At 72.1% G+C, this 25,263-nt stretch carries 28 protein-coding genes; 16 read left to right on the top strand and 12 right to left on the bottom strand.

Features of this window, described 5'->3' with window-relative positions; translation table 11 throughout:
• Positions 1–219: 219 nt before the first annotated feature.
• Positions 220–1,356 carry a CaiB/BaiF CoA-transferase family protein gene (locus FXF50_RS05735; RefSeq protein WP_148426144.1) on the top strand — a complete coding sequence of 379 codons (1,137 nt, stop codon included), beginning with the start codon at positions 220–222 and terminating at the stop codon, positions 1,354–1,356.
• Between the two features lie 4 nt (positions 1,357–1,360).
• Here the strand turns inward: FXF50_RS05735 and FXF50_RS05730 are convergent, their stop codons facing one another.
• Positions 1,361–1,936, bottom strand: a complete 576-nt coding sequence (locus FXF50_RS05730; RefSeq protein ID WP_148426143.1) for a TetR/AcrR family transcriptional regulator — start codon at positions 1,934–1,936, stop codon at positions 1,361–1,363.
• 142 nt (positions 1,937–2,078) lie between these two features.
• On the opposite strand from FXF50_RS05730, the gene FXF50_RS05725 reads away from it, so the two are divergent.
• The gene (locus tag FXF50_RS05725; protein ID WP_148426142.1) at positions 2,079–3,272 is read left to right on the top strand and encodes an acetyl-CoA C-acyltransferase; all 1,194 of its coding nucleotides are present in this window, start codon (positions 2,079–2,081) and stop codon (positions 3,270–3,272) included.
• A gap of 14 nt (positions 3,273–3,286) precedes the next feature.
• Here the strand turns inward: FXF50_RS05725 and FXF50_RS05720 are convergent, their stop codons facing one another.
• Positions 3,287–3,715: a PPOX class F420-dependent oxidoreductase gene (locus FXF50_RS05720; protein ID WP_148426141.1), complete on the bottom strand. Its 429-nt coding sequence runs from the start codon at positions 3,713–3,715 to the stop codon at positions 3,287–3,289.
• 136 nt (positions 3,716–3,851) lie between these two features.
• Here FXF50_RS05720 and FXF50_RS05715 point away from each other — a divergent pair, with 136 nt between their 5' ends.
• Entirely contained in the window at positions 3,852–5,051 is a 1,200-nt protein-coding gene (locus FXF50_RS05715) for an LCP family protein (protein ID WP_255509908.1), read from the top strand.
• Between the two features lie 9 nt (positions 5,052–5,060).
• On the opposite strand, the gene FXF50_RS05710 is transcribed toward FXF50_RS05715, so the two are convergent.
• Both FXF50_RS05710 and FXF50_RS05705 read right to left on the bottom strand, forming a co-directional pair.
• Complete coding sequence (locus FXF50_RS05710) at positions 5,061–5,726, bottom strand: DUF402 domain-containing protein (RefSeq protein WP_148426140.1); 666 nt, start codon at positions 5,724–5,726, stop codon at positions 5,061–5,063.
• A 49-nt stretch (positions 5,727–5,775) separates the two neighbouring features.
• Positions 5,776–6,216 carry a VOC family protein gene (locus FXF50_RS05705; protein ID WP_255509907.1) on the bottom strand — a complete coding sequence of 147 codons (441 nt, stop codon included), beginning with the start codon at positions 6,214–6,216 and terminating at the stop codon, positions 5,776–5,778.
• A 326-nt stretch (positions 6,217–6,542) separates the two neighbouring features.
• Here FXF50_RS05705 and FXF50_RS05700 point away from each other — a divergent pair, with 326 nt between their 5' ends.
• Positions 6,543–7,862 (top strand): hypothetical protein, encoded by a 1,320-nt coding sequence (locus tag FXF50_RS05700; protein ID WP_148426139.1) that lies wholly within the window; start codon positions 6,543–6,545, stop codon positions 7,860–7,862.
• Positions 7,863–7,881: 19 nt separating this feature from the next.
• Here the strand turns inward: FXF50_RS05700 and FXF50_RS05695 are convergent, their stop codons facing one another.
• Positions 7,882–8,349 carry a hypothetical protein gene (locus tag FXF50_RS05695; RefSeq protein ID WP_255509906.1) on the bottom strand — a complete coding sequence of 156 codons (468 nt, stop codon included), beginning with the start codon at positions 8,347–8,349 and terminating at the stop codon, positions 7,882–7,884.
• 75 nt (positions 8,350–8,424) lie between these two features.
• Here FXF50_RS05695 and FXF50_RS05690 point away from each other — a divergent pair, with 75 nt between their 5' ends.
• The 3 genes from FXF50_RS05690 to FXF50_RS05680 all read left to right on the top strand — a co-directional run bounded on the left by FXF50_RS05690 (position 8,425) and on the right by FXF50_RS05680 (position 10,660).
• Positions 8,425–9,039 carry a DinB family protein gene (locus FXF50_RS05690; RefSeq protein ID WP_148426138.1) on the top strand — a complete coding sequence of 205 codons (615 nt, stop codon included), beginning with the start codon at positions 8,425–8,427 and terminating at the stop codon, positions 9,037–9,039.
• A 216-nt stretch (positions 9,040–9,255) separates the two neighbouring features.
• The gene (locus FXF50_RS05685) at positions 9,256–10,074 is read left to right on the top strand and encodes an SDR family NAD(P)-dependent oxidoreductase (protein WP_148426137.1); all 819 of its coding nucleotides are present in this window, start codon (positions 9,256–9,258) and stop codon (positions 10,072–10,074) included.
• On the top strand, positions 10,064–10,660 hold the full coding sequence (locus FXF50_RS05680) for a TetR/AcrR family transcriptional regulator (protein WP_148426136.1): 597 nt from the start codon (positions 10,064–10,066) through the stop codon (positions 10,658–10,660). Before FXF50_RS05685 ends, FXF50_RS05680 begins: the two co-directional genes overlap by 11 nt.
• 51 nt (positions 10,661–10,711) lie before the next feature.
• Here the strand turns inward: FXF50_RS05680 and FXF50_RS05675 are convergent, their stop codons facing one another.
• Positions 10,712–11,302 carry an NADPH-dependent FMN reductase gene (locus FXF50_RS05675; RefSeq protein ID WP_148426135.1) on the bottom strand — a complete coding sequence of 197 codons (591 nt, stop codon included), beginning with the start codon at positions 11,300–11,302 and terminating at the stop codon, positions 10,712–10,714.
• An 87-nt stretch (positions 11,303–11,389) separates the two neighbouring features.
• Between FXF50_RS05675 and FXF50_RS05670 the strand changes: the two genes are divergently transcribed.
• Both FXF50_RS05670 and FXF50_RS05665 read left to right on the top strand, forming a co-directional pair.
• On the top strand, positions 11,390–11,911 hold the full coding sequence (locus FXF50_RS05670) for a MarR family winged helix-turn-helix transcriptional regulator (protein WP_148426134.1): 522 nt from the start codon (positions 11,390–11,392) through the stop codon (positions 11,909–11,911).
• Positions 11,912–12,001: 90 nt separating this feature from the next.
• Positions 12,002–12,256 (top strand): hypothetical protein, encoded by a 255-nt coding sequence (locus FXF50_RS05665; RefSeq protein WP_222866005.1) that lies wholly within the window; start codon positions 12,002–12,004, stop codon positions 12,254–12,256.
• A 57-nt stretch (positions 12,257–12,313) separates the two neighbouring features.
• Here the strand turns inward: FXF50_RS05665 and FXF50_RS05660 are convergent, their stop codons facing one another.
• Positions 12,314–12,526 (bottom strand): hypothetical protein, encoded by a 213-nt coding sequence (locus tag FXF50_RS05660; protein WP_148426133.1) that lies wholly within the window; start codon positions 12,524–12,526, stop codon positions 12,314–12,316.
• Between the two features lie 571 nt (positions 12,527–13,097).
• On the opposite strand from FXF50_RS05660, the gene FXF50_RS05655 reads away from it, so the two are divergent.
• On the top strand, positions 13,098–13,406 hold the full coding sequence (locus tag FXF50_RS05655) for a TraR/DksA C4-type zinc finger protein (protein ID WP_148426132.1): 309 nt from the start codon (positions 13,098–13,100) through the stop codon (positions 13,404–13,406).
• A 19-nt stretch (positions 13,407–13,425) separates the two neighbouring features.
• On the opposite strand, the gene FXF50_RS05650 is transcribed toward FXF50_RS05655, so the two are convergent.
• Positions 13,426–14,313 carry a S9 family peptidase gene (locus FXF50_RS05650; RefSeq protein ID WP_148426131.1) on the bottom strand — a complete coding sequence of 296 codons (888 nt, stop codon included), beginning with the start codon at positions 14,311–14,313 and terminating at the stop codon, positions 13,426–13,428.
• 122 nt (positions 14,314–14,435) lie between these two features.
• Between FXF50_RS05650 and FXF50_RS05645 the strand changes: the two genes are divergently transcribed.
• Positions 14,436–14,966, top strand: a complete 531-nt coding sequence (locus FXF50_RS05645; RefSeq protein ID WP_148426130.1) for a GNAT family N-acetyltransferase — start codon at positions 14,436–14,438, stop codon at positions 14,964–14,966.
• Positions 14,967–14,986: 20 nt separating this feature from the next.
• On the opposite strand, the gene FXF50_RS05640 is transcribed toward FXF50_RS05645, so the two are convergent.
• Together FXF50_RS05640 and FXF50_RS05635 are read right to left on the bottom strand one after the other, a co-directional pair.
• The gene (locus tag FXF50_RS05640; protein WP_107077330.1) at positions 14,987–15,304 is read right to left on the bottom strand and encodes a DUF4326 domain-containing protein; all 318 of its coding nucleotides are present in this window, start codon (positions 15,302–15,304) and stop codon (positions 14,987–14,989) included.
• A 45-nt stretch (positions 15,305–15,349) separates the two neighbouring features.
• Entirely contained in the window at positions 15,350–16,390 is a 1,041-nt protein-coding gene (locus FXF50_RS05635; protein ID WP_148426129.1) for a LacI family DNA-binding transcriptional regulator, read from the bottom strand.
• A 278-nt stretch (positions 16,391–16,668) separates the two neighbouring features.
• Here FXF50_RS05635 and FXF50_RS05630 point away from each other — a divergent pair, with 278 nt between their 5' ends.
• Positions 16,669–17,619 carry a LamG-like jellyroll fold domain-containing protein gene (locus tag FXF50_RS05630; RefSeq protein ID WP_148426128.1) on the top strand — a complete coding sequence of 317 codons (951 nt, stop codon included), beginning with the start codon at positions 16,669–16,671 and terminating at the stop codon, positions 17,617–17,619.
• A 38-nt stretch (positions 17,620–17,657) separates the two neighbouring features.
• A complete protein-coding gene (locus FXF50_RS05625; RefSeq protein WP_305069328.1) occupies positions 17,658–19,763 on the top strand; it encodes a sorbosone dehydrogenase family protein in 2,106 nt (701 codons plus the stop codon).
• Between the two features lie 102 nt (positions 19,764–19,865).
• On the opposite strand, the gene FXF50_RS05620 is transcribed toward FXF50_RS05625, so the two are convergent.
• Positions 19,866–22,259, bottom strand: coding sequence for a DUF4132 domain-containing protein (locus FXF50_RS05620; RefSeq protein WP_148426127.1), 2,394 nt, complete (start codon positions 22,257–22,259; stop codon positions 19,866–19,868).
• Positions 22,259–22,645, bottom strand: coding sequence for a hypothetical protein (locus FXF50_RS05615; RefSeq protein WP_148426287.1), 387 nt, complete (start codon positions 22,643–22,645; stop codon positions 22,259–22,261). Before FXF50_RS05615 ends, FXF50_RS05620 begins: the two co-directional genes overlap by 1 nt.
• Before the next feature lie 63 nt (positions 22,646–22,708).
• Between FXF50_RS05615 and FXF50_RS05610 the strand changes: the two genes are divergently transcribed.
• From FXF50_RS05610 to FXF50_RS05600, 3 genes are all read left to right on the top strand, one after another.
• Entirely contained in the window at positions 22,709–23,260 is a 552-nt protein-coding gene (locus FXF50_RS05610) for a YciI family protein (protein ID WP_148426126.1), read from the top strand.
• Between the two features lie 297 nt (positions 23,261–23,557).
• The gene (locus FXF50_RS05605; RefSeq protein WP_148426125.1) at positions 23,558–24,148 is read left to right on the top strand and encodes a GrpB family protein; all 591 of its coding nucleotides are present in this window, start codon (positions 23,558–23,560) and stop codon (positions 24,146–24,148) included.
• A gap of 313 nt (positions 24,149–24,461) precedes the next feature.
• Positions 24,462–24,974 carry a hypothetical protein gene (locus FXF50_RS05600; RefSeq protein ID WP_148426124.1) on the top strand — a complete coding sequence of 171 codons (513 nt, stop codon included), beginning with the start codon at positions 24,462–24,464 and terminating at the stop codon, positions 24,972–24,974.
• Positions 24,975–25,263: the final 289 nt, after the last annotated feature.

Genomic DNA, 25,263 nt, shown 5'->3' with positions numbered 1-25,263 from the left:
CCTCTCCGGTCGCGCCGGCGGGCGCGCCACCGCCCCGCCGCCGGTACGGTCGGGGCGGCCCGGCGCGCCGGTGCCGGACGACCCGACCGTAGCGGGGGCACCCCGAGCCGGCCACCCCTGCCGGTGGTGCGCCGATGCCGGGGCGGTGGCCGGTGTGCCATCGTTGGCCGGTCCGGGCCGCCGTGGTGCGCGCCCCGAGAGGGAGGGGAGCGAGCGCCCGTGGGGGAGGGTTCGTCCGGGCCGCTGCGCGGCGTCCTCGTCGCGGACTTCTCCCGGATCCTGGCCGGGCCGTACGCGACCATGCTGCTGGCCGACCTGGGCGCCGACGTGGTGAAGGTGGAGGCGCCGGGCGGCGACGACACGCGGACCTGGCAGCCCCCGGTGCGTGACGGGGTCTCGACCTACTATCTCGGCGTCAACCGCAACAAGCGCTCCCTGGTCCTCGACCTCGCCGATCCCGGGGATGCGGTGCTGGCCCGCCGGCTCGCCGCCCGGTCCGACGTCATGATCCAGAACTTCCGGCCCGGCGCGTTGCGCCGCTTCGGCCTCGACCACGACACGGTCACCGCCGCCAACCCGCGCCTGGTGTACGCCTCGATCAGCGGGTTCGGCGCGGCCGGCGGCGCCGACCTGCCCGGGTACGACCTCATGGTGCAGGCGGCGTCCGGGCTGATGAGCCTGACCGGGGCGGCCGACGGTCCGCCGTACAAGGCGGGGGTGGCGGTCTTCGACGTGATCGCCGGGCTGCACGCGGCGGTCGGGATCCTGGCCGCCCTGCACCATCGGGCGGGCACCGGCGTCGGGCAGCACGTCGAGGTGGACCTGCTCTCCTCGGCCCTGTCCGGGCTGGTCAACCACGCCAGCGCCCACGTCGCCGGGGGAGTGGTGCCGCACCGGATGGGCAACGCGCACCCGAGCATCGTGCCGTACGAGCCGCTGCCCACCGCCGACGGCGAACTGGTCGTGATCGCCGGCAACGACGGCCAGTTCCGGACCCTCTGCCACGTCCTCGGCCTGCCAGGCCTGCCCGACGACCCGCGGTTCCGGCGCAACCAGGACCGCACGGCGCACCGCGACGCGCTGCGGCCGCTGCTGGTGGCCGCCCTGGCCGTCCGGACCAGCGCCGAGTGGTTCCGCGAGCTGCGCGCGGTGGGCGTGCCGTGCAGCCCGATCAACACGGTCGCCGACGGACTGGCGCTGGCCGACGGGCTCGGGCTCGACCCGGTGGTCACCGTCGAGGGAGTCCCGGGGGTGCGCCACCCGATCGGCCTGTCGGCCACCCCGCCCCGCTACGACCTGCCGCCGCCCGGCCTGGACGAGCACGGCGCGGAGCTGCGCGCCTGGCTGGCCGGCTGAGCGGTCAGCGTTTCGCGGCGGCCAGCAGGTCGTCCACCAGTCCGGTGGCGGTGTCCGCCGCGGCGGCGGCGTCCGGGCGACCGGCGCTGCCGTAGAGGCCCTCCACGATCAGCCAGATCCGGTCGGCGAGCCGGCCCGGGTCGGGCGCGTCCAGCCGGGCCACCAAGGTGTCGATCTGGGCGCGGGTGTCGCGCAGGTAGTCGCGGGCGACCCGACCCGGCTCGCCCCCGTCGCCGGGAAACTCGGCGAGGTAGAGGCGGAACGCGCACCCGCGGAAGTCGGGGGCGGTGGCGGTCGCGGCGATCTCCGCTACCAGCGCCCGGAGCCGGGTCGCCGGGTCGTCGGGCAGCCCGTCGGTCGCCGCGTCGCCGGCCCGCTCGCGCTCCCGCCGGCACGCCCGCAGGTAGGCGGCGACCAGGTCGTCCTTGCTGGGGAAGTGGGTGTAGAGCAGATTCTTGCCGCAGCCGGCGGCGTCGATCACCTGGTTCATCCCGACGGCGCGGACCCCCTGGCGGTAGAACAGCTCGCCGGCGGTGCGCAGGATGCGCTCCCGACTTCCCGGGGCCGCGGTGCGGGCCATCGCTCCTCCTTCGCTCGCGCCTGTGGCGAGGATAACGGACCGATCGGTCCGGCGACGATTGACCGGGTGGCGGGCGGCGGCGCAGTATCGGACCACTCGGTCCCGGACCGATCGGTCCGGCTTGTGTTCCCAGGAGGCAGCCATGCGCGACGCGGTCATCGTCGAGGCGGTACGGACCCCGGTGGGGCGGGCGAAGCGGGGCGGGGCGTACCTCGACGTGCACCCGGTGGACCTGCACGCGCACGCCCTGCGCAGCCTGGTCGCCCGGGTGCCCGGGCTGGACCCGGTCGAGATCGACGACGTCGTCGGCGGCGCCGTCGCCCAGGTCGGCGAGCAGAGCACCAACACCACCCGGCTCGCCGCGCTCGCCGCCGGCTTCCCCGAGTCGGTGCCCGGAGTGACCGTGGACCGCCAGTGCGGCAGCAGCCAGCAGGCGCTCAGCTTCGCCGCCCAGGGCCTGGTCGCCGGGGCGTACGACATCGTGGTCGCCTCCGGCGTCGAGTCGATGAGCCGGGTGCCGATCGGCAGCGCCGCCGTGGTCGACGGCGTCCGCACCGACTTCGCCGGCCCCGGCGTCGCGGCGCGCTACCCGGGCGGGCTGGTCCCGCAGGGCATCGCCGCCGAGCTGATCGCGCGGAAGTGGGGCCTGTCCCGCACCCGGCTCGACGAGTACGCCGCCACGAGCCACCAGCGGGCCGCCGAGGCGTGGCGGCAGGGGCGCTTCGCCGGCCAGGTCGCGCCGCTGCCGGGCGTCGACGTCGCCGTGGACGAGACCATCCGGCCCGGGACCACCGTGGCCCGCCTCGCCGACCTGGCGCCGGCCTTCGCCGCCGACCACTGGACCGCCCGCTTCGGCGAGCTGGACTGGAAGGTCACCGCCGGAAACTCCAGCCCGCTCAACGACGGCGCGGCGGCCCTGCTGCTCACCACCGGCGAGACCGCCCGCCGGCGGGGCTGGCGGGCCCGCGCCCGGATCCACACCGCCACGGTGGTGGGCGACGACCCGATCATGATGCTCACCGGCATCATCCCGGCCACCGCCAACGTGCTGGCCCGGGCCGGGCTCGCCATCGGGGACATCGACGCGTTCGAGGTCAACGAGGCGTTCTCCTCGGTCGTGCTGGCCTGGCTGGCCGAGACCGGGGCGGACCCGGCGAAGGTGAACGTCGACGGCGGCGCCATCGCCATCGGCCACCCGCTCGGGGCCAGCGGTGCCCGGCTCGCCACCACCCTGCTGCACGTCCTCGAACGCACCGGCGGCCGCTACGGCCTCCAGACCATGTGCGAGGCCGGCGGCACCGCCAACGCCACGATCATCGAACGCCTCGACGGCTGACCGGGCGCGGCGGCTCAGTCGGCGATGCCGCTGAACGCCACCACGTGCTCGGCGCGCAGGCGCACCAGCAGTTCGCCGGGCACGGCGTTGCGGCGGCCGTACTCCTCGGCCCTTTCGGCGCCCATGTAGCGGGCGGCGATCCGGGTGGACCAGGGCAGCGACTCGGCCGGGTCCTCGCTGATCGTCACCGTGCCCCGCACGGTGACGAAGGCGTACGGCGGGTGCTCCTCGTCGACGCTCAGCGCGGCCCGGGGGTCGCGGACCAGGTTGCGCCCCTTCACGCTGCTCCGGCCGGTGTTGAAGATCAGGTCGTCGCCGTCGAGCACGAACCAGATCGGCGCCACGTGCGGGGAGCCGTCGGCCCGCACGGTGGCCAGCTTTCCCGTGCGGGTGCCGGCCGTCACGAACGCCCGCCACTGCTCGTCGCTCATCCGCTGCGCCATGGCGGCCATTCTGGCCCACCACCCCGACACTCCGGCCCGCTCCCAGCCAGCTCACAGCCGCGCGACCTGTCCGGCCGGCCGGGCCCGACGTAGCCTGGACCGGCCCGCCACCCCCTCTGACCTGGGAGATCACACGGTGTCTCACCCCATCACCGCCGGACCGTCCGGTCCGGTCCCGCCGCGCCGGTCCTGGCCGCGCTGGGCGCGGTGGTGCGTGGCGGTCGGCACCACGCTCATGACACTGAGCGGGGTGGCGCTGGGCGGCAGCGCCTGGCTGCTGCACGCGGCCACCGGCGAGGTCACCCGGCAGAACCTGCTCGGCGCCGCGGCGGCGCCCGCCGAGCAGCATCGGACGATCACCGGGGCGAAGAACATCCTGCTCGTCGGGGTCGACACCCGCCCGAACCAGGACCCGAGCCAGCTCACCCGCGCCGACTCGATCATCCTGCTGCACGTCCCGGCCGACCACAGCCGGGCGTACCTGGTCTCGCTGCCCCGGGACTCGCTGGTCACCATCCCGGCGTACGACAACGGGGCGACGCCCTTCCGCGGCGGACAGAACAAGATCAATTCGGCCTTCGCCTTCGGCAGCCGCGGACTGACCGGCTCCGCGGCGCTCTCGCACGGCTTCGAACTGCTGGCGCTGACCGTCCGCGACCTGACCGGCATCACCCCCGACGCCGGCGCGATCATCGACTTCCAGGGCTTCAAGCAGATCGTCCAGGTGCTCGGCGGGGTCTGCATGTACGTGGACGAGACCACCACCTCGATCCACGTCGGGCACGACGCCGACGGGAAGCCCGCCGCGCCGTACGCCATCAACCCCGACGGCACGGTGAACCACCGCATCGCCGGCGTCACGCCGAACGTCTACACCAAGGGCCAGCACTGCCTCGACCCGGCGCAGGCGCTGGACTTCGTCCGGCAGCGCGACCTGCTGGCCGACCACGACTTCGACTACGGCCGGCAGCGCCACCAGCAGCAGTTCGTCAAGGCCGTGCTCGCCCAGGTGGTCAGCCAGGGGCTCGACTCACCGACGAAGCTGCCCGGCCTGCTGTCGGCCGTCGGCCGCACGATGACCGTGGACGACGGCGGCATCCCCCTCGCCGACTGGGCCTTCGCCATGCACGGCGTGAAGCCCGACTCGATCACGACGATCAAGACCAACGGCGGCACCTTCAACAGCCGTACCGTCCCGGGCGTCGGCAGCGCCGAGATCCTCAGCCCCACCAGCCTGCAACTGATGCGCGCGGTACGCGACGACACGGTCGCGGCGTTCGTGGCCGCCCACCCGACCTGGGTGGCCGACTCGGGCCCGACCACCGCCGACCACTGAGGGCCGCTGTCAGGGCTGGAAGTAGTCCGGACCCCAGCAGGTCGCGTCCGCCGGCAACTCCCACCAGTGCGGCATCACCGTCGGCCGCCACGCCGGATCCGGCTGGAAGTCCGTCCATCGACCGTCGAAGGGTGCGGCCCGTGCGCGGGCCAGGGCAAGCAGTCGTTCGCCCTCGGCCCGGACTCCGGCGGCCTCGGCCTCGTCCCAGAACGCCGGCTCGCCGGTGTACTCGGCGAACGCGTCCTCGTCCTTCCACGACCAGCTACCGTCCGGGTAGACGAGCAGGTCGAGTTCCTGGTCGTAGACGTCGACCCCGCCGGCCCACCGGGTGATCGGACGCTCCAGGTTGACGTACCAGTGAGTGAATCCCGCGTCGGCTCGCCAGCTCCACCAGATCGAATGGGCCGCACCAGGCGGCATCAGCATCAGAGTCCGGAAGGGCTGCCACGTACTGAGGCTGAGCATCGTGGTCATCCGCAGCTCGGTGAGCAGCGACAGTTGTCGGGTCGGCTGGCCGGCGGTGTCGACCCGGCGCAGGGCCTGTGAGCCCGCGTCGATCCACAGCGCCAGTCCGTGCTCGTCGTCGCTGACCACCCGCCCGCACAGCACCGAGCCGACGCGGCCGTCCGGGTACAGGTGCCGGCGGACGATCGTCTGCCCCCGCTCGAAGATCATTCGAGCACGATACCGATGAGGGCGGGTGATGAGGGCCCGTCGGCAGCGGTCAGCTCAGCTGCTCGGCCAGGGCGACGATGATGCCCTCGGGGCCGCGGACGTAACAGAGGCGGTAGATGTCCTCGTACCGCTCCACCTCGCCGACGAGTTCGGCGCCGTGGGCCCGCAGACGGGCGATGACGTCGTCGATGTCGTCGACGGCGAACATGATGTTGCGGATGCCCAGCGTGTTCGGCGGTGCCACGGCCGGCTCGGCGCTGACCGCCGCGGGCGAGCGGAACCGCGTCAGCTCCACCTTGTTGTGGCCGTCCGGGGTCCGCAGCATGGCCATGTCGACCCGGACGTCGTCGAGGCCGTTGACCCGGTCGACCCACCGTCCCTCGACCGCCGCCTCGCCCTCCAGCTCCATGCCGAGTTCGACGAAGAACGCCACCGCGGCATCGAGGTCGCCGACGACGATGCCGACGTGGTCCATGCGCTGAATCGTCACCTCCAGGAGCATAGGGGCCGGAGGTCGGCGGTGTCGGAGACCGGCGGCGTGACGTGGGCGTGACGGCGGGGCGACGGCTCCGCGGGACCCTCGGCGGCGTGAGCAGCTTCCCGGGCAGTCCGCGTACGCCTGCGCGGCGCCATCATCGCGGTGGACCCGCTGGGGCCGCTGTCCCCGGTGGTGGTGTTCCAGTACAACCCGGACCAGGTGCAGCGCACCATCGCGCCCCGCTCCGGCGTGAGTACGGGCAGCGCTGCACACGGCTTCCTCAGCCGTTTCCGCTTCGCCGCCGGGCTCCTCGAACGGTCGAAGGGCTGGCCGGGCGGATGCTCGGCCTGGGCGACGAGTCGGCGCTCGCCGCGAGCCGGGCCGCCCGCGAGGGCGCCGAGACCGGAGCGTCCCGCACCGCCCGGGAGGCCGTCGAGGCCGGCGTGGCCCGGGAGAGCGCGGCGACCGGCGCGTCCCGCTCCGGCCGGGAGGCGGCCCAGGCCCGCGTCGCCCGCGAGGCCACCGAGGCCGGCGGCGCCCGAGCCGGCCGCGAAGGCGCCGAGGGGGCCGCCACCCGGGAGGCCGACGAGCTGGGCGAGGGAGCGGTCCGAGCGGCCGACGAGCCCGGCGTGCCGAGAGTCGCCGACGACGCGGCCAAGCTGGCCCAGCTTCCGGAGGCGGTCGGAGCTGCCCGGCTCATCAAGGCGGCGAACGACCGGGTGGATGGGCCGGTCCCCGCACTGCTCGCCGAGCTGATGCTGCTCAAGCGCCGGTACCGGTGGATCGACACGTTCGAGGCCGTGCCGACCGGACCTGGCGCCTACTGGATCGAGTTGATCGCCAGCCACCACGACCTCGGCGGCTACACCACCGGATTCCGGTCGACCCGCGACACGCTGTCGCGCATGACCGAGAACTTCCAGAACGTGCTGGACGCCGACCCTGCCGTGCGGCCCCGGTTGCGCCGGATCGCCCGGATGGCCCAGACGGACGCAGAGGGCGCGGCGCGGGCCGCGGCGGCCCTGGAGGAGGAGCTGACCAACCGCAGCGGACGCGGCGTGGCGGACCTGTTCGACCAGGTGCAGATGCCGAGCCGGGGCGTCGGTCCCCGGGCGGCCGCGGAGGGGCTGTCCCCGTTGGACCACCCGCACGGCGCTCCGCCGATCGAGAGCGGGGCCCAGGGCGCCGTCGGCGAGGCCCGGCACGCCCTGGAGGTCGCCCCGACCGTGCCGAGACGCGCGAGCGAGGTCGTGTCACCGGCGCAGCAGGCGGAACTGCGGGCCGAACTTCTCAGCGGGGAACGCAGCCTGGTCGATTTCGCGCGGCAGTTCCCGCCGGAGGGTGCCGCCCAGGTGTTCCTGCCCACCAGTTCCGGCGGCGGCCGGTACACCGACCACATGTTCGTCGACGGTTCGACGGTGGTGCTGCGCGAGAATAAGAACGTGCGGATGTTCCGGCTCACCCAGGGGTACCAGACGCAGATCAACAAGGACGTCGAGCTTCTCACCAAGTTCGTCGACGCCCGCGTCGAGTGGCGCATCACGGGCGCGATCGACGACGCCGCCCGCGCCGAACTCGACCTGCTCGTCACGGAGCTGGGGGGGCCGCTTCCGGTACGTGACCGGCGCTCTCTGATCCCGGACGACTCCTGCCGCTGAATTCGACGACCCGGAAATGCTAGGCCACCTGGCCGGCGTCGTGTGGAGAAGCGGTGCCTGGCTGCCGTCCCGCCAGCACCCACGCCGCGGTCCACGCTCCGATGGCGCCGACATCAGTAGCCACACATCCCACGAGGCAGGCCGAGAGCTGGGGCTGAGCGTCGAACAGGTAGTCCTGGACGGCCACCCACCACACGAAGACCGCGATGCCCACCGCCGTTGCCAGGAGCGGCGACAGCAGGCGGGACGCGGGAAGCAGCCCCAGCACGACCACGACGGCGACGGGCAGCGTCAGCGCCAGATACGGCAGGTAGACGAAGAGGTTGGCGGCGAACCGCCCACCGGCCTCCAGGTCGTCCCAGGCCTGCTGGTCAGGGTGGGAGAGGAAGAGGCCGTAGCCGAGCGTCCCCCAGGCGACCGCCACCAGGGACGCGGCCAGCCCTCGCCATGCGTATCGGACCGCGAAGCCCGGCGTCGATTCCTGCACGCCGCGAACGATAGCCTCTGCCGGTGCTGCTCACGGGGCTGCGGCCACCGACCGCGCATGGCAGGGTCGTGACCCATGATCGATGAGTTCGCGAAGGAGTACCTGCACCACGACCTGCGCGACATCCGCGCGACGATGCTGTGGAAGCTCGACGGGGTGCCCGAGTACGACGTGCGCCGTCCCCTGACCGTGACCGGGACCAACCTGCTCGGCCTGGTCAAGCACCTGTCGATCACGGAAGCCAGGTACTTCGGCGAGGTCTTCGGCCGGCCGTTCCCCGAGCCTCTGCCCCGATGGGACGACGCCGCCCACGACGACACCGACATGTGGGCGGGCGAGCACGAGACCCGCGAGGAGATCATCGACCGCTACCGGCGGGTGTGGGCGCACTCGGACGCGACGATCGGCGCCCTCGCCATCGACGCGCCCGGCCACGTGCCCTGGTGGCCACGTCCGAACGTGAAGCTGTTCAACATCCTGGTGCACGTGCTCGCCGAGACCAGCCGGCACGCCGGACACGCCGACATCCTGCGCGAGCAACTCGACGGCTCCACCGGGGCCATGGCCGAGTACGCGCACCTGGAACCGACCGACAAGGAACTCCTGGCGGCGCGGCGCGCGAGGATCGAGCGGGCCGCCAGGGCAGCCGCCGGGCCCGGTCACGACGGTCGTCCCCTCGCTCACGGTTGAGCCGCGGCACCCGCGATCGCCGGTGCTCGATCGATCGAGGATCACGTCCTGCGGACGAAGTCGATCCCGACCGACGCCATGAACGGCTCGACGCTGACGCACTCCCAGCCGATCGGCTCCACGGCTTTGATGATCAGGTCGATCTCGATGCAGGGGAAGATCGATACCGAAACTTGTTCTAGAAATCCGCTTTAATTTCCGTCTACGCTGGCGACCATGGCGGAGACGGTGACGGCGGTCGTGACCGGGGCCAATCGCGGCATCGGGTTCGCGGTGGCCAGGGAACTGGTGCGACGGGACTGCCGGGTGGTGCTGGTGACCAGGGACCCGGTGCGGGGCGAGCAGGCGCTGGCGGCGCTACGGGCGTCCCCGGGCGGCGCGGCCGGCTCGGCGGAGCTGGTGGTGGGCGACCTGTCGGTGGTGTCGTCAGTTCGGGCCGTCGCGGCCGAGCTGAGCGGTCGCTGCGAGCGGATCGACGTGCTGGTGCACAACGCCGGTGTCTGGCCGACCCGGCTGGTACGCACCGAGGACGGGTACGAGCAGTCGTTCGCGGTGAACCACCTGGCGCCGTTCCTGCTCAACCATCTGCTCGAGAAGCGGCTGCGGAGGGTCGTCCAGGTCAGCGCCGGCCTCTACGTCAAGGGCAGGGTAGACCCGGACCGGACGCCCTGGGGCGAGGACTTCCACCGGATGCGCACCTACTGCGACACCAAGCTCGCGAACCTGCTCACCGTGCCGCTGTTCGCCGAGCACTGGGCGAACAGCGGGGTGACCATCGACGCGGTGCATCCCGGCGTGATCAGGACCGGGCTGGGCGATCCCGGTGGCGCGTTGGGTCTCCTGCTCAAGGTGGTCAAGCGCCGGTGGGATACTCCGGAGGCCGGCGCGGCGCCGGTGGTGCGGCTGGCGTTCGCGCCCGGTGAGAGATCCGGTCGCTACTTCGACGGCGACGGTCCGGTACCGCTCGCGCCCGTGGCGGACGATCCCGCTCTGGCGCGACGGCTGTGGGATCAGGGAATGGCTCATGTCGCCTAAGCAGCAGCGGGGCGAGGCGACCGCCGAGCGGCTGCTCGCCGCGGCGCTCGACGTGTTCGACGCCGCCGGCCAGCCCGGCTTCACGGTCAACGCGGTGACCGCCGCCAGCGGGGTCAGCCTCGGCAGTCTCTACCACCACTTCGGCAGCTTCGACGGTCTGGCCGCGGCGCTGTACAGCCGGTGCATGGCGGCGCTGTTCGACGAGCTGATCGCGGCGCTGCGCCGGCCCCGGACGGCCCGCACCGGCGTCCGCGCCATCGTGGTGGCCTACCTGCGCTTCGCCGAGGACAACCCGGCCGCGGCGCGGTTCATCCACGGCTCGGCCTACACCGGCTACCTGGCCGCGCACGCCGAACAGGTCGCCGCCGCGAAGGCGCCGCGCATGGCGGCCGTCGCCGGCTGGCTGCGTCCGCGCATGGCGGCCGGGGAGATCGCCACCCTGCCGGAGCCCCTGGTCGAGATGCTGCTGATCGGCCCGGTGGCGGAGACCGTGCGCCGGTGGCTCGCCGGCGTGCCCGGCATCGACCTCGGGCAGGCCGCCCGCGTCCTGCCCGACCGGATCTGGCGCTCCCTCGCCCCGGACTGAGCCCGGGGCGAGGGCGGAGGTGGCTGCCTGATCAGGCGCCGTCGAGAACGTTCATCCGGCCGCGTGCTGCCGCGCCCGCTCACGGAGCGGGGCCAGGGCCGAGGTCCAGTGCACCAGTTCGTCGAGCATCGCCTTTGCGCTGGCGTCCATGGTCTCGTTGGGTCGCAGCGCCCCGTCGTCGTCGATGAACTGGGCGACGAACGGGATGTGCACGGCCTCGGGGATCGGCGTCATCTTCAGGGTGGTCAGCACCTGCTTGATCATTTGCCCGGCGCGGGTGCCGGCACTGATGCCGCCGTAGCTCACCAGGCCGACCGGCTTGTAGGCCCACTCGTGCGCGAGGTAGTCGATGGCGTTCTTCAGCGGGGCCGTGTAGCCGAAGTTGTACTCGGGCATGACGATCAGGAACGCGTCGGCCCGGTCGATCGTGGCGCTCCAGTCGCGGGTGTGCTGGTGCTCGTAGCGGCGCAGGCGCGGGTGGTTCGGCTCGTCCATGAACGGCAGGTTCCACTCGGCGAGGTCGACGAGCTCCACCTCATCGAAGCCGCCGTGCTTGACCGCCACGGTGTTGATCCACTCGGCGACCGGCAGGCCGAGCCGGCCCGGCCGGGTGCTGGCAATGATGATCTGCAAGGTGGTCATGCTTCGCTTCCTCAAAAGTCGCTGATGTGTCAGCAAATCTATCCGCGCGATGCTGATGTGTCAGCAATTCGTCGTACGCTGTGACGCATGACCCAACCGCGGTGGCTGAACCCCGAGGAACAACGTCTGTGGCTGGCCTTCCTGCGCATGCGGCGCGCCATCGACGCCGCGATCGACGGTCAGCTCGCCGAGGCCGGCCTGTCGCCCGCCGACTACGACGTCCTGGCCCCGCTCTCCCAGAGCGGTGAAGCACTGCGCGTACGGGACCTGGCCGCGCTCATCGGCTGGGACCGCAGCCGGATCGCCCACCAGCTCCGGCGCATGGAACAACGCGGGCTCGTCGTGCGGTCCGGCAGCACGACGGACCGGCGTGGCACGCTGGTTCACCTCACCGACCTCGGCCGTACGGCGATCACCACCGCCGCGCCGGGGCATGTGGAAACGGTCCGCCGGGTGCTGATCGATCAGCTGGACCAGCGGGAGCTGACCCACCTCGCGACCATCGCCGAGCGGGTGGCCGATGCCGCAGGACTCACCGGCATCTCCCGCACCGGCGGCCCGGCTCCGCGCGGCACGGCGCACGGGGGCAGCCCCGAACTGAGATCCTGAACCCTTCCGGCGGTATGTGGATGACTCCAGAGTGGCCGGACCGACCCTCCCGTCGGTCTTGCCGTCGGCGTCTCGGCGGCCCAGGAGGCCATGGTCACCTACATCAAGCCCGAGGACGACCTGCACGCCGAAGCGCAGCTGCTGCTGGAACGTGGCTGGATCAGCCGTGACAGCGAAAGCCGACTGTGGATCACCGAGGCCGGCGAGCAGGCGCGTGTCGACTTGAAGACCCACGCCCCGGCCATCCGGGCGCGGATCCATCAGGGCATCGATGATGCCGACTATGTCACTGCACTGAAGGTGCTACGACGGATGATCGAGAACACCGGGGGGAAGCTGGTCTAGAGCCGTTGCCACCCGGGGCTCTTGTGCCCCCGGTGTGCCCGGGGAGACCTGCTGATGTCAGCTGCCGACAGCTGCGCCCACAAGCCCACCGGCGGACATCGCAAGGCCGAGGCCCAGGACGAAGTAGCGCCACGGGGCGAGCGATGCAACGTGCGCTCGCCCCGGCCCTTGCTGATAAGGAATCCCAGCTGCCATCACAGCAATCGCCACTGGAGCCAGGGCCATCCACGACTCTTCGATGCTGACGATGCGGAAGTACGCGATCACCACCCCCGCACCGACCGCCAGTCCACCGAGAAAGGATGCCCACCCGCGCCCACTGGGCCATCTGATGCGCAGCATTCGGCCAGCCCTACCCGTCCAGGCACGCCTTCACTCCTTCTCCAGGCCGAATGACATCTTCGGGTTCCCAGAAGCCTGGATCGCGCAGGGGTCGCAGCACGGACCGGTCGGCTCCCGGCGTATACAACCCGTACACCTCGGGCCTTGTCATCTGCTGCCGCTGGTGCCGGCGCTCGTTCGCTGCGATGTTGTCAGCCGCAGCCACGGGCAATGTCGTTGGCGAACCGCGCGGGGTCGCCTATGGTGGGCCGATGTACCCGGCCGGGCCGCTGTCCGCGACCGTCGTCACCACGGCGGCGCCCGCTGCTGCCCGGCGCCGGCGTCCCGAGGCCGTACCCGCCCGTCCGGCGGGCACCCGCTCCGTCGCGCCCATCCACGGCCTCCCGAGCCCGATCCCCACCGACCGCGGCCCACCGGGATCCCCATTCATCCGCGTACGGCCACCCAGGGCGAAGCCAACCGGCTTCGGCCCTTTTTCTTTTTCCTGGAGGGGATCCACATGGGCACCGACCTGCACGACGACCGGCTCACCCGGCTTCGCGCAACGCTGACCGAGGACTTCGCGGCGCAGACGACCCGACTGACGGAACTCACTGCCGACACCGGCGACCCCGGCGAGGCGCACACCAGGTCCGCGCTGATCGCGGCCACCCGGCAGAGCCTCGGGCAGATCGGCGACGCGCTGCGCCGGATGGCCGACGGCGGCTACGGCCGCTGCCAGCGGTGCGCCGGGCCGATCCCGGTGGAGCGGCTGGAGGCGGTGCCGCACGCCACCTTCTGCGTGCCCTGCCAGCAGAAGCACGGCTGACCCACTGGGCGCCGGGCCGTCACCACGCGGCCCGGCGCTCCGGCAGCCGGCGCCCGAGCCAGTCCAGCAGGACCCGCTCGTAGTCCGGGCTGACACCGGCCAGGTCGTTACGCCCGTCCAGGGTCGGCACGTGGTCGCAGCCGGCCAGGCGGGCCACGGTCAGCTCCGCGTCGCGTGCGGCCCGCCGCCACACCACCAGGCTCTGCTCGATCGGCGTCCACCCGTCGGTCTCGCCGTAGCAGAGCAGCACCGGGCCGGACAGCTTCGCGAAGACCGGCTCCGGGTCGAAGTCCATGTCGACCCAGGCCCCCGGGGTGTCGGGCAGCTCGCGGGGCAGGTGGGCGAGCGGGAACCAGGGCCGCGGCACGGCGACGTCGAGCTCCGCCTGGGCGGTGGCCCGGGGCACGTCGCCGCGCAGGAACCCTTCGGCGACCCCGCGCAGCCGGTCCAGCTCGGCGAGGTCGGCCTCGCCGTACCCGTGCCGCCGCAACTGCTCCGCGGTGCCGTAGCGCATCTGCGCGGCCGGGCTGACCCCGCTGCACCCGACCAGCACGAGGAAGTCGACCGGACGCCGGGTGGCGGTGAGGGTCGCCGCCCAGGCGCCCTGGCTGAACCCCCACAGTCCGACCGGTACGTCCCCGACCTGCCCGCGCAGCAGGTCCAGGGCCGCCGCCGCGTCGTCGGCCTGCGCGGTCAGTGGCACGTCGTGGCCGTCCACCCGGGGACGCCGGTCGTACCGCAGCACCGCGATCCCGGCCGGCGGCAGCAGCCGGGCCAGGTGCTCGTACAGGAAATGGGACCGCTCGCCGGCGTGCGAGCCGTGCAGCACCACAAGGCCGCCGCGTGCCGGGCCGGCCGGCCGGTCCAGGGTGGCGGGCAGGTCGAGCTCACCGAGGCGCAGCTCCATGCCGGCAGTCAACCACGCCCCGCGCGGTCCCGGCCGCCCCTCCCGCCGCCAGGCCCGCATTCACCGGAGCACCTGGCTGCGTACGCTGGCACGGTGAACCGTCGCGACCGTGGAGACCGCCGATGACCAGCCCGCACACCGTCCGGACCGCCCGTCCCGCCGACGTGGCGGCCCTCGTCGACCTGGTCGAGTCGGCGTACCGCGGGGAGCGGAGCCGGGCCGGCTGGACCACCGAGGCTGACCTGCTCGCCGGGCAGCGCACCGACCCCGACATGGTGGCCGAGGCGGTGACGAGCCCGGACGGGACGGTCCTGGTCGTCGAGGACGCCACGGGGATCGTCGCCTGCTGCCAGCTGGAGCGCCGCGACGACCACGTCTACTTCGGGATGTTCGCGGTCGACCCGGGGCGGCAGGGCGGCGGGCTGGGCCGGGACCTGCTGGCCGAGGCCGAGCGGTACGCGCGGGACGAGTGGCACACCGGCGAGATGCGGATGACCGTGATCACGCAGCGGGAGGACCTGATCGCCTGGTACGAGCGGCGCGGCTACGTCCGCACCGGCGAGCTGAGCCCGTTCCCGTACGGAGACGAGCGGTTCGGCCGGCCGCTGCGACCGGATCTCGCGTTCGAGACCCTGAGCAAGAAGCTGGGCTGAACCACCGGCGCCCCCGGGGTTCAGGCGCGGGGCGGCGCGTCGGCCAGTTCGGCGATCACCTCGGCGTGGCAGCGCTCCGGCACGCACCAGCAGCCGAGCCGGCGCCCGCGCAGGTCCGGCAGCAGCGCGAGCAGGTCGGGACGGCCGAGCAGGTACGCCCGGTACTTCTCGATCACCTCGTCCCGGGTGCCGTCCGGGCCCGGCCGGTACGGGCTGGACAGCGGGGACTGCGGCAGCCGCCAGCCGCCGCGTGACATGGCCCGCCCGACGTAGACCACGTCGGCGTACGCCGGGTCGTCCCGGTGGCCCTTGAGGTTGACGACGGTGGTCGCGCCCATGGCTGTCAGCTCCTCGCGTTCGTGCCCAGGGAGTCAGTCTGGCGGTCAGCCGGCCGGCGCGGGAGCCGGGCCGGTGGAGTCGCGGACGATCAGGGTGTGGCCGGTCGAGCGGCGACGCGGCCGGGTCGACCTGGGCTTCAACGCGAGGGTCAGCGCCATCCGGCCCATCTCGGTCATCGGCAGCCGGACGGTGGTCAGGCTCGGCGCCAGGTCGGCGGCGACGGACACGTCGTCGAAGCCGACCACCGACACGCGCTCGGGCACGCGGATGCGCCGGGACCGCAGCACGGACAGCACGCCGATCGCCATGGCGTCGTTGAGCGCGATGATCGCGGTGCTCTCCGGGTGGTAGTGCAGGATCCGCTCGGTGGCCACGCGGCCGCCGTCGCGCGTGAAGTCGGAGTGGACGACGGCCAGGTCGTCGGGGGAGTGCCCGTGCGCGGCGAGCGCGGCGGTCACCCCGGCGAGCCGGTCGGCCACCGTGGTCAGGCCCGGCGTGCCGGCGGCGACGGCGATCCGCCGATGGCCGAGGGCCAGCAGGTGGGCGCCGATGGCCCGGCCGCCGGCCTCGTTGTCCGGCACCACCGCGTCGACGCCCAGGGCGTGCCGGCCGATGACGGCGACCCGCCCACCGGCCCGCTGGAAGCCGGCGAGTTCGGCGCGCGCCTCCGCCTCCACCCGCGGGTCGTCGTAGCCGGACCCGGCGATGAGGATGATCCCGACCCGCTGGGCGATGAGGTGTCGAAGCTGGCGCAGCTCGTTCTCCGGGTCGCGTCCGGAGTGGGCGATCTGGACCAGCAGGCCCTCCTCGGCGGCGACCTGGAGCACGCCGCTGGCGATCTCGGAGAAGTACGGGTCGTCGATCTGGTGGACGATCAGGCCGACGGTGGAGCTGGCGCCGCCGGCGAGGGTGCGGGCGTACGGGTTGGCGACGTACCCGAGTTCCAGGGAGACCTGCCGGACGTGCCGGGCCACCTCCTCGCTGACGCCCTCGCGGCCGGCGAGGGCGCGGGAGGCGGTCGCCAGGGAGACGCCGGCGCGTTCCGCCACGTCGACGAGACGCAACCGTGGTCCGGGTCGGGGCATGGGTGACTCCTGGGAGGGATTGATCCGCGCCGTGCTCTTGCCTGTGGCGTAGGGCACAGCTTAGAGTACGAAAGCGCTTACGTAAGCGCTTTCGTGCGAACGGCAACGCCGCCGTCCGACCCGCCGCCCGGCGCGCCTCACCTGGCCGTGCGGCGCTCGGACGGACCTCCGTCCTGTCCCGACGTGCCTCCGACTCCACCTCCGGGCACCGCACCACGCCCGGTACGTAAGCGCTTTCGTCACCGCCACCCCCGCACCGACGAAGGGAGCACCTCCCCATGAGAAGACCTCGACGCGTCGCCGTCGCCGCCACCACCCTGCTGGCGCTGGCGCTGACCGCGGCGGCGAGCCCGGCACAGGCCGACCGGCCCGGACCGCACGACGTCCACCCCGCCCTCTGGTCACACCTGGTCGCCTTCTACGACTTCGACCACCCCGTGGTCGGCGACCCCGCGCTCGAACGGGACCTGGGCCGCTCCGGCACCGAGATCGAGCTGGTCAACGGCGCCGAGGCCATGCGGGTGCCCGACCAGGCGTACAAGGGCAGCGGCGACGCGCTGCAGACCCGGCAGGTCAACCCGGAGGCCGCCGGCAACGACGACTGGAAGGCCGGCACCTGGTCCTCCAGCGGCGTACGCACGCTGCGCGCGTTCAGCGGCGCCGAAGGCACCACGGTGATGGGCTGGTTCAAGCGCGAGATGGACGGTCCCGCGCTCAACTCCACCACCGCCAACCCGACCGACCGGTTCAACGCGATCGGCCTGGCCGGCGTGCTCACCGGCGACTCCGACGGGCACGCCGTGCGCGCCCTGCTGGAACTCATCGACGTCAAGGGCGAGCTGCGCCTGGTCGCCCTCGGCCGCCGCGTCGACGGCGGCGCCTCGCAGACCTTCGCCGCGAACGAGGACTGGCGGACCCTGCTGCCGAAGGGGGAGTGGGTGCACATGGCCGCCACCTACGACTTCACCACCGGCACCATGGCGCTCTACCGCAACGGCGAGCCGGTCGACGGCTTCTACACCACCGCGGGCGACCCGTGGCAGCTCAGCGGGCCCGGCCCGCACGTCACCAGCACCACCGACCCGCGCGGCATCAAGATCGGCGGGAGCTTCCCGCAGAACACCCTGGAACGCAACCCGTGCGACTGCCGTATGGACGGCCTCATGTTCCTCGACAGCGTGATCCCGGCCGGCGACATCGCCAAGCAGTACCGCTACATGGCCCGCTGACCGTTCCTCGGACCGTCCCACCGAGAAGGAGAATCCGCGTGTCCATTCGCGCTGGCAGCACCGGCAGGCTCCGCAGAGCCGTCCTCACCGCCGGGGTCACTGCCGCCACCCTCGTCCTGTCCACCCTGGTCGCCGCGCCCGCCCGGGCCGACGGCGCCGTCTACGACCCGATCCCCGAGTCGCCGATCCAGTCGCGGCTGGGCCTGGTGCTCGAGGAGTACGCCAGCTTCCCGCAGTCCACGCCGAACCCGGCCCCGGTCGACCAGCGGCTGGTCCGCAAGGCCCGGATCAACACCATCAGCGAGCTGCCCGACGGCTCGGGCCGGCGGGCCGTGCCGGACCTCAACGGCAACCTCTACCTCGTGGAGAACGGCACGCCGCACGTCTACCTGGACGTGGCGGCCACCTTCGCGCCGCAGTTCTTCTCCGGCCGCGGCCTCGGCCAGGGCTTCGGGTACGTCGCCTTCCACCCGGACTTCGGGCGCAACGGCCGCTTCTACACCATCCACACCGAGCAGGCGTCCCTCGCCACCCGGACGCCGGACTACGCCCAGCCGAACACCATCTACCAGGCCGTGATCACCGAGTGGACGGCCACCGACCCGGCCGCGGACACGTTCGCCGGCGGCCACCGGGAGGTGCTGCGGATCGGCTTCGGCGGCCAGATCCACGGCGTACAGGAAATCAACTTCAACCCGACCGCGAAGCCGCACGACCCCGACTACGGGATGCTCTACCTCGCCGTCGGCGACGGCGGCCAGGGCTACCGCAACGGCGACCCGCAGAACATGGGCATGCCGCACGGCAAGCTGCTGCGCATCGACCCGCGCGGCACCAACGCGCCCAACGGCCGGTACGGGATCCCGGCCGACAACCCGTTCGTCGGGCGGGACGGCGCGCTCGGTGAGATCTACGCCGTCGGCTTCCGCGACCCGCACCGGTTCAGCTGGGACCGGGCCACCGGCCGGATGTACCTGGGCCACATCGGCGAGCACGCCGTCGAGTCGATCTACGAGGTCCAGGCCGGCGACAACTTCGGCTGGAGCGAGCGCGAGGGCAACTGGGTCTTCGACAAGACCGCCACCAAGCCGTGCGACAAGCTCTACCCGCTGCCGGCCGACGACGCGAAGTACGGCTACACCTACCCGGTGGCCGCGTACGACCACAACCCGGCCGCCGGCTGGAACTGCACCTCCGACGTCGGCGTCGCGGTGGCCGGCGGGTTCGTCTACCGCGGCCACACGCTGCCCGCCCTGATCGGCAAGTACGTCTTCGGTGACCTGGTCGACGGCCGGGTCCTCTACACCGAGGCGAACGAGATGCACCGCGGCGAGGGGCTCGCCCCGATCCACCGGTTCGCCCTGTACACCACCGCCGGCGACCTGGTACGCATGCAGGACCTGTCCAGCCCCGGCGCGCCCGGCGACCCGAACCGGGTCGACCTGCGCTTCGGCACCGACGCCGCCGGTGAGCTCTACATCCTCGCCAAGGCGAACGGGAAGATCTGGAAGGTGGTCGGCACGAAGACCGTGGCGGAGGGCGACGTGGGCAAGACGAAGGTCGTCCACACCGGCGGCGCGGAGAACTGGACGCCGGTCACCCCGTCGAAGTGGCAGTTCGACGGCGACGAGGTCATCCTCGCCGAGGCCGGCGTGAGCCGCCCCGGCCCGCGCCGGCCGTTCGAGTACGCCATCCTCAACAAGGGCCCGGCCTTCTCGTCGGTCCAGATCGACGCCCGCGTACGCCTCGACACGCCCGTTGAGGTCACCAACCGGGACGTGATCATCGTGTTCGGCTGGCAGTCGGACACGCAGTACTACTACGCGCACCTGTCCACCGACAACACGATCTACCCGCACAACGGCATCTTCAAGGTCAACAACGCCGACCGGGAACGGATCGACCACCAGTGGAACGGGCGCTCCCGCGGCGCCAACCCGGCGATCACCGACGCCGACTGGCACAAGGTGCGCGTCGTGCACCTGCCCGCCACCGGCGAGATCGCCGTCTACGTCGACGGGCACCAGGATCCGCTGCTGACCGCGAAGGACACCACCTTCACCTCCGGTCGCGTCGGCTTCGGCTCCTTCGACAACATCGGCCGTACCCGTCTCTTCACCGTGACCGGTACGCCGGCGGCCTGACCACCGCCTTGCCTGGGGGCGGCGGCCACCGTACCGCCGCCCCCATCACGCGGTCCTACCGGCACCCGAGAGTCGGGTCACCCGACCAGGCCCGAGTGGTGGTCAACGCCGTGCGCGCAGCTGGGCCACGATCGACGGGTCGGTGATCCGGTTGTCGTCGGCGAGGAGGAACGCCTTGCTGAGGATCAGTGCGAGCCGGTCGTCCTCGAAGGGCAGGAAGACCGACCCGTGTGGCCCGCGCCGGGCCGGCACGATGCAGAGGTACCTGTTTCCCGGCTCCATCAGGATGTTCGCGCTGCCCAGGTGGATCTTGTAGATGGACAGTTGTCCCCGCACGACGAGATAGCGCTCGGTCAGCTCGCATCGATCAGCGATCTTCGTCCGCGGGATGATCCGCTGCAACGCGCTCCGCCGGGTCCGTGCCGTCGCCGTGAGCTCGGCCAGGCTCGCCTCCCGCCAGTAGTCGACGTAGAGGTCGTCCCCGCGATCGATCCAATGAGGATCCGCCGCGATCGAAGTGACCGACACGAACAGGTCCACGTCGCGCATGGCCTCGCTGAGCACGATGGCCGGAACCTCGGACAGCCGCGCCGTCCGCCAGGCGCCGCCGACCCGGCGATCGAACCACACCCGGTCGGTGCTGGCGCACTCCACGCCGTCGGGTTGCTGGTCGCGGTAGTCGTGTCGGAGCCCGACCCGCCAGCCCCCGCCGGGCAGGACCCGGTACGCGTCGTCGGTGTCCCCGCCGTCCCACGGACCGAGCCGCGAACAGGCCCAGCCCCGGCCCCTCATCAGCGCGTAGAGCTGCCGGTAGTAAACGATGTGCGCGGCGAACCGGTTGGAGTAGGTCTCGGTCTGCAGCTCGGCCGGCGTCAGCAGGTAGACCTCCCGGAACGCCTGCTTGAACGGTTGCCGCAGCTCGCGAGCGGTGAGCTCATCCCGCCAGCCCCGGATCTCCTCGGCCGACGTGTTCAGCGGATGCCACAGCCGGATTTCGGCGTCCGGCTCGGGTTCGGGCACCGGCGTCCCGCTCAGGTCCGCGAAACCGTCGTCGGTGGGGAGCGCTGCCCGCCGTCCGCCGGACGCGTCCGGAACCTCCCAGATCAGGCGCCGCACCACGCTCCACCCGAGACCGTTCGCCGCCAGCTCGTCACGCCAGCGCCGGTAGGGCAGGGCGGTGCCGGCGGTGAAGCCCAGTTCCAGCGACCGCGCCACCGTCGCGAGGTGTCCCCGAGCCTGTTTCACGAGGTCGCGCAGTTCCTTGACGGTGTCGGCGTGGTCGCGCCGCAAGGCTGCCGGGACGCTCGCCAGCGCCCTGCCGTTCGCCCACCACGTCAGCTCGACATCGGGGGACAGGGTGATCACGGCGTCGTACCCGCCGACGGTCACGGTGCGGACACCATCGAGCCCGAATCCGAGGTCGGGTAGCCGGAACGCCACGTCGGGCCGATCCCCGAGGGCCAGTTGGATCCGCTGCAGCTCGCGGTCGAGCTGCTTCTGTACGCCCTTGTGCCGGGCCACGGCGCGCGCGGCACGCAGCGCGGCCAACGCCTCCGGCGTGGGGAAATCCTCGACGGCACGGGCCACCTCGTGCAGCAGTGCCTGCGAGGGAGCCGTCCTGGCGGCGGTCGGCGCCACGGCGGCCCCCAGCAGGAGCGGTCGCAGCACGCCCATCAGCCACGGCTCGTCCCGCAGCAGGGCGACCCGCACCGCCCGGCCGAGCGTCCCCACCTCGTCTCTCCCGAACGCCGCGTCCGCCTTGTACGCGATCCTGCCGGACTGGATATCGGAGACCCGCCGGTGCGCCGCATCGAGCGCCCGGTGCGCGAACGACGCGTACTCCAGCATGTCGGCCAGTCGTTGCCACACGTCCGGCAGCCGGGGCGGCGAGAAGTACGAGCGCTCACCGCTCGCCTCGGCGAGCAGCGCCTGCGCGACGGGGCCGAGGGTGGACACCACCGAGGCCTCGTCCCTGGCGATCGAGTGCAGCGACCGCGTGAACAGCGCGCTCTCGATACGCGCCGTCAACCCGCCGCCGAGCCCGGCCAGGGCCATCATCGCGTACGGATGATCATTCCGGTATCGGCCGCCGATCGCCCTGACCAGCTTCTTGGCCGATCGCGCCGCCTCCATCGGCAACGGTCCCTCGCACCGGAGCAGCGCGTTGACGGCCAGGACGGGATTCCCGTAGCCCCACGGCTGCGCCAGCTCGTCCACGAGCGCGGACAGCAGGGCGGCACACGACTCCGGGGTGAACACCGGTTGCCGTTGCTGGCACGCCGCCGTGATGCCCAGCTTCACCCAGTGGGCGGGATCCACTGGCAGCAGGCGATACGCCGCGGCCAGCAGCACGCCGAGTTCCCGGTCACTGAGCCGGGACGTGTCCACCGCCCGACGGGCGATCGGATCGTTCGCCGCCGCTTCGGGGACGGTCACCACCCGCAGCAGGTCGGCGGCGTACGGCGACAGGGCCGCGTCGGGGAGCACCGTGGTCATCAGCCACCGACCAGGGGAACGAGCCGGAGAAACGTGATCTCGGTACCGGTCCGAACCTTGACCTGTACGTCGAGATCCTCGACCTGCCGGTCATCGACGAGCACGATGAAAGCGTTCCGACCGAACGCCTCCACCGCACGATCGTACTGGCGGTGCGGGTCGACCCGGCGGTGCTCGGACCTGCGTGGCCCATTGAGCGCGTGCTCGGTCTCCGACGGCTGCACCAGCCCTCGGAATTCTCCCGAGCGTCGGGCGTTGTGCTCCGCGACCTCCTGGAACACGCGCCGACGAATGACCTCGCGCAGCGGCAGCCGCTCCTCGAAGATCTCCAGATGCCACGCCTCGGGCTCACGCCCCATGGTCGTCTCATCGACGATGCTCACCATCACCACGGCGGTCAGCCTGCCAGACGGGGCCGACAAATCCCGGAGCCGGGCGAGGATGTGGCTATGGACTTCTTCTGTTACCACCGCGACCGACAAGGCTCGATGGCGTTGCGCAAGGAGTTGCTGGAAGCGCACTGGTCCTACATGGACAGGTACGCGGCAGAGATGGTCGCCCGTGGCCCGACCTTCGCCGCCGACGGCGCTACCCCCACCGGCAGTGTGCACATCGTCGACCTTCCGGATCCCGCCGCCGCCCGGGCGTTCGCCTTCGACGAGCCCAACTACCAGGCCGGCGCGTACCGGGACGTGCTCCTGCGCCGGTGGCGCAACATGCTGGGGCGCACCATGTGGGACTTCCCCGGGGGCCGGACCGGCGGCAACCGCTACCTGGTGCTCGGCCTCGGCGCGGGGCAGGCCGCCGACCTCGACGTGCCGCCGGACACGAGCGACCTGATCGCGTACGGGCCGCTGCTCTCCGACGACGCCGCCGCCTGGCTGGGCACGGCGGCGCTGGTCCGGGCGGCCGACCGGGATGAGGCACGCGCTGTCCTGACCCCCGACCGGTACGCCGAGGTCGAGGTGCACGACTGGGCGTTCGGCGGGCGACCATCCTGAGCTGAGGAGGGGTGTCAACTCAGTCGGTGGGAGGACGGACGGCAGCACGGCACCGCCTCGGTCAACGTCTGGTAGCGCCGCCGCCCTCGTCCATGCACCTCACCGTCGGTGGCTGACCAGGATCATCGTCACGGATACGAGCGTCGGAGCCGCACGGATCGGGAAGTGTGGACACGGCGGAAGCTGTGCGGCAATGACCTCGCTTGAGCAGCCTCGTCACGCTGGCTGCCGCGTCCAGGAGCCGCCGCCGACCCTCGGGGGCTGCGAATCACGGGTGGCCTCACTAAGGTGCCTCCAATGCGCATTCCACCTCTGCCTCAGGCATCGCTGGATCTCACCGGCGACAGGGCTGCGAAGCGAGCAGTCGGCAACCGTCCGGCGAACGTCACCTCGCCCATCACGATCGACGCCTACCACCCTGAGTGGCCCGCCATGTTCGCCAAGGAGGAGGCAGTTATCCGGGCTGCGCTTGGCGCACAGGCGCTTGCGGTCGAGCACGTGGGGTCGACCGCGGTGCCCGGTCTCGCGGCCAAGAACCGACTCGACATCGACCTCATCGTTGCGGACCCGGCAGATGAAGATGCCTACGTGCCGCCGCTGGAAGCCGCCGGCTACTTCCTCCGCACTCGCGACCCTGACTGGTACGAGCACCGCTGCCTCTGGACTCACGACCACGGCGTGAATCTGCACGTCTTCGGCCCTGACTGCGATGAGTACCTGCGGCATCTGATCCTCAGAGACTGGCTTCGCACCCATCCAGAAGATCGCGATCGCTACGCGGCCGTGAAGCACCGAGTCGCCCAGGAACACCCGATGGACATGGCGTTGTACGTCCAGGGCAAGTCGGCGGTCATCATCGACATCCTCAAGCGGTGCGGGCTTCGCTGAGTAGAACGCGCCGACCCTCTCCCCATCCTGTCCGCCGCCGACCCACGCACCCTGGCCCTGGTCTGCTCGGCTTGCCTGGCTCGGGGCTGGCACGCGAGCTGGGTCGCGGACCCGCACGGCGCCCGGGCGGCAGCTCGCCGGCTGAAGCACGCCAATGCCAGCGTGACGGCTCGTCACGACGCCCGGCTGTCGACGGTCGGGACGCTGAGCTCGCTCGGCGCCGGGACGCGGCAAGACCGGGACCGTCCCACCGCAAGGCGGGGCGACCAATCGTGTGCTCACTAAAGCGCACTGAAAGGTAGCGGAACAGAGCATGGCAGAACACCCGGCCCCACCACGGTCTGCACTGGCCGCGCCGCACCTTGTGAATGCGAACCGCCTGGCGGTGGGGCAGATGGTCGTGGTCGGTGTGGCGGCCACCCTGTTTCTGCGAGGGACCAGCAGCGGCCCGTGGGTGCTGCTCGCGCTCTTCGTCGGGCTGCACGTCGTGCTGCTCATCGGCGCGGTAGCGCTGCTGACGATGACCTACCTGCTCGGCACCCTCACCCGCCACGGGTCGCCGCTGACCGAAAGTCCCGGCGGCCGGTGCGGCTGGACGCTCCTTATCTGGGCCGGCGGCGCCGCACTCGTCGGCTACGGCCGTTCGGCCCTCGGTCAACTCGGCTTCGAGCCCGACCGGCATCCCGAGGTCGGCCACTGGCTGCTTGGCGTGGGAGTGGCGCTCGTGGTGGGCCTCTTCACCCGGTCACGACATGTACGAGTCGGCTCGGCTGTACTGATCTCGCTCTTCGTCGTGGCCACCGCCGCACTGCGAGCCGTCTGCTGATTTCGCCCCCGAATTGAGGCTCTGCCCTGCAAAGTCGGCTCGGTGCACCTGGCGCTCGCCGGCGAGTGCCGGCAACGCAGTACGCAACAGCCGGGGCGAGCGGGTCGCGACGAACTCGTCGAAGCCCTCAGGTGTGGTCGAAGCAGCCACGCTGGCCGAGGCCATCGACATCGTGTCGCCTGCACCCTGCGCCGTCACGCACGGCGTGGTCGAGGTATGGCCGTTGCAGGAACCGTCGTGAGCGTCGGCTGGGCCTGCCCGCTCATCGGCACGAGCGGTCGGCAGGCTT

The sequence above is a fragment of the Micromonospora sp. AP08 genome (assembly GCF_008085935.1).
Classification (GTDB): domain Bacteria; phylum Actinomycetota; class Actinomycetes; order Mycobacteriales; family Micromonosporaceae; genus Micromonospora; species Micromonospora chersina.
The sequence above is the reverse complement of the archived record's forward strand: the minus strand, read 5'-3'. Positions and strand labels throughout refer to the sequence as shown.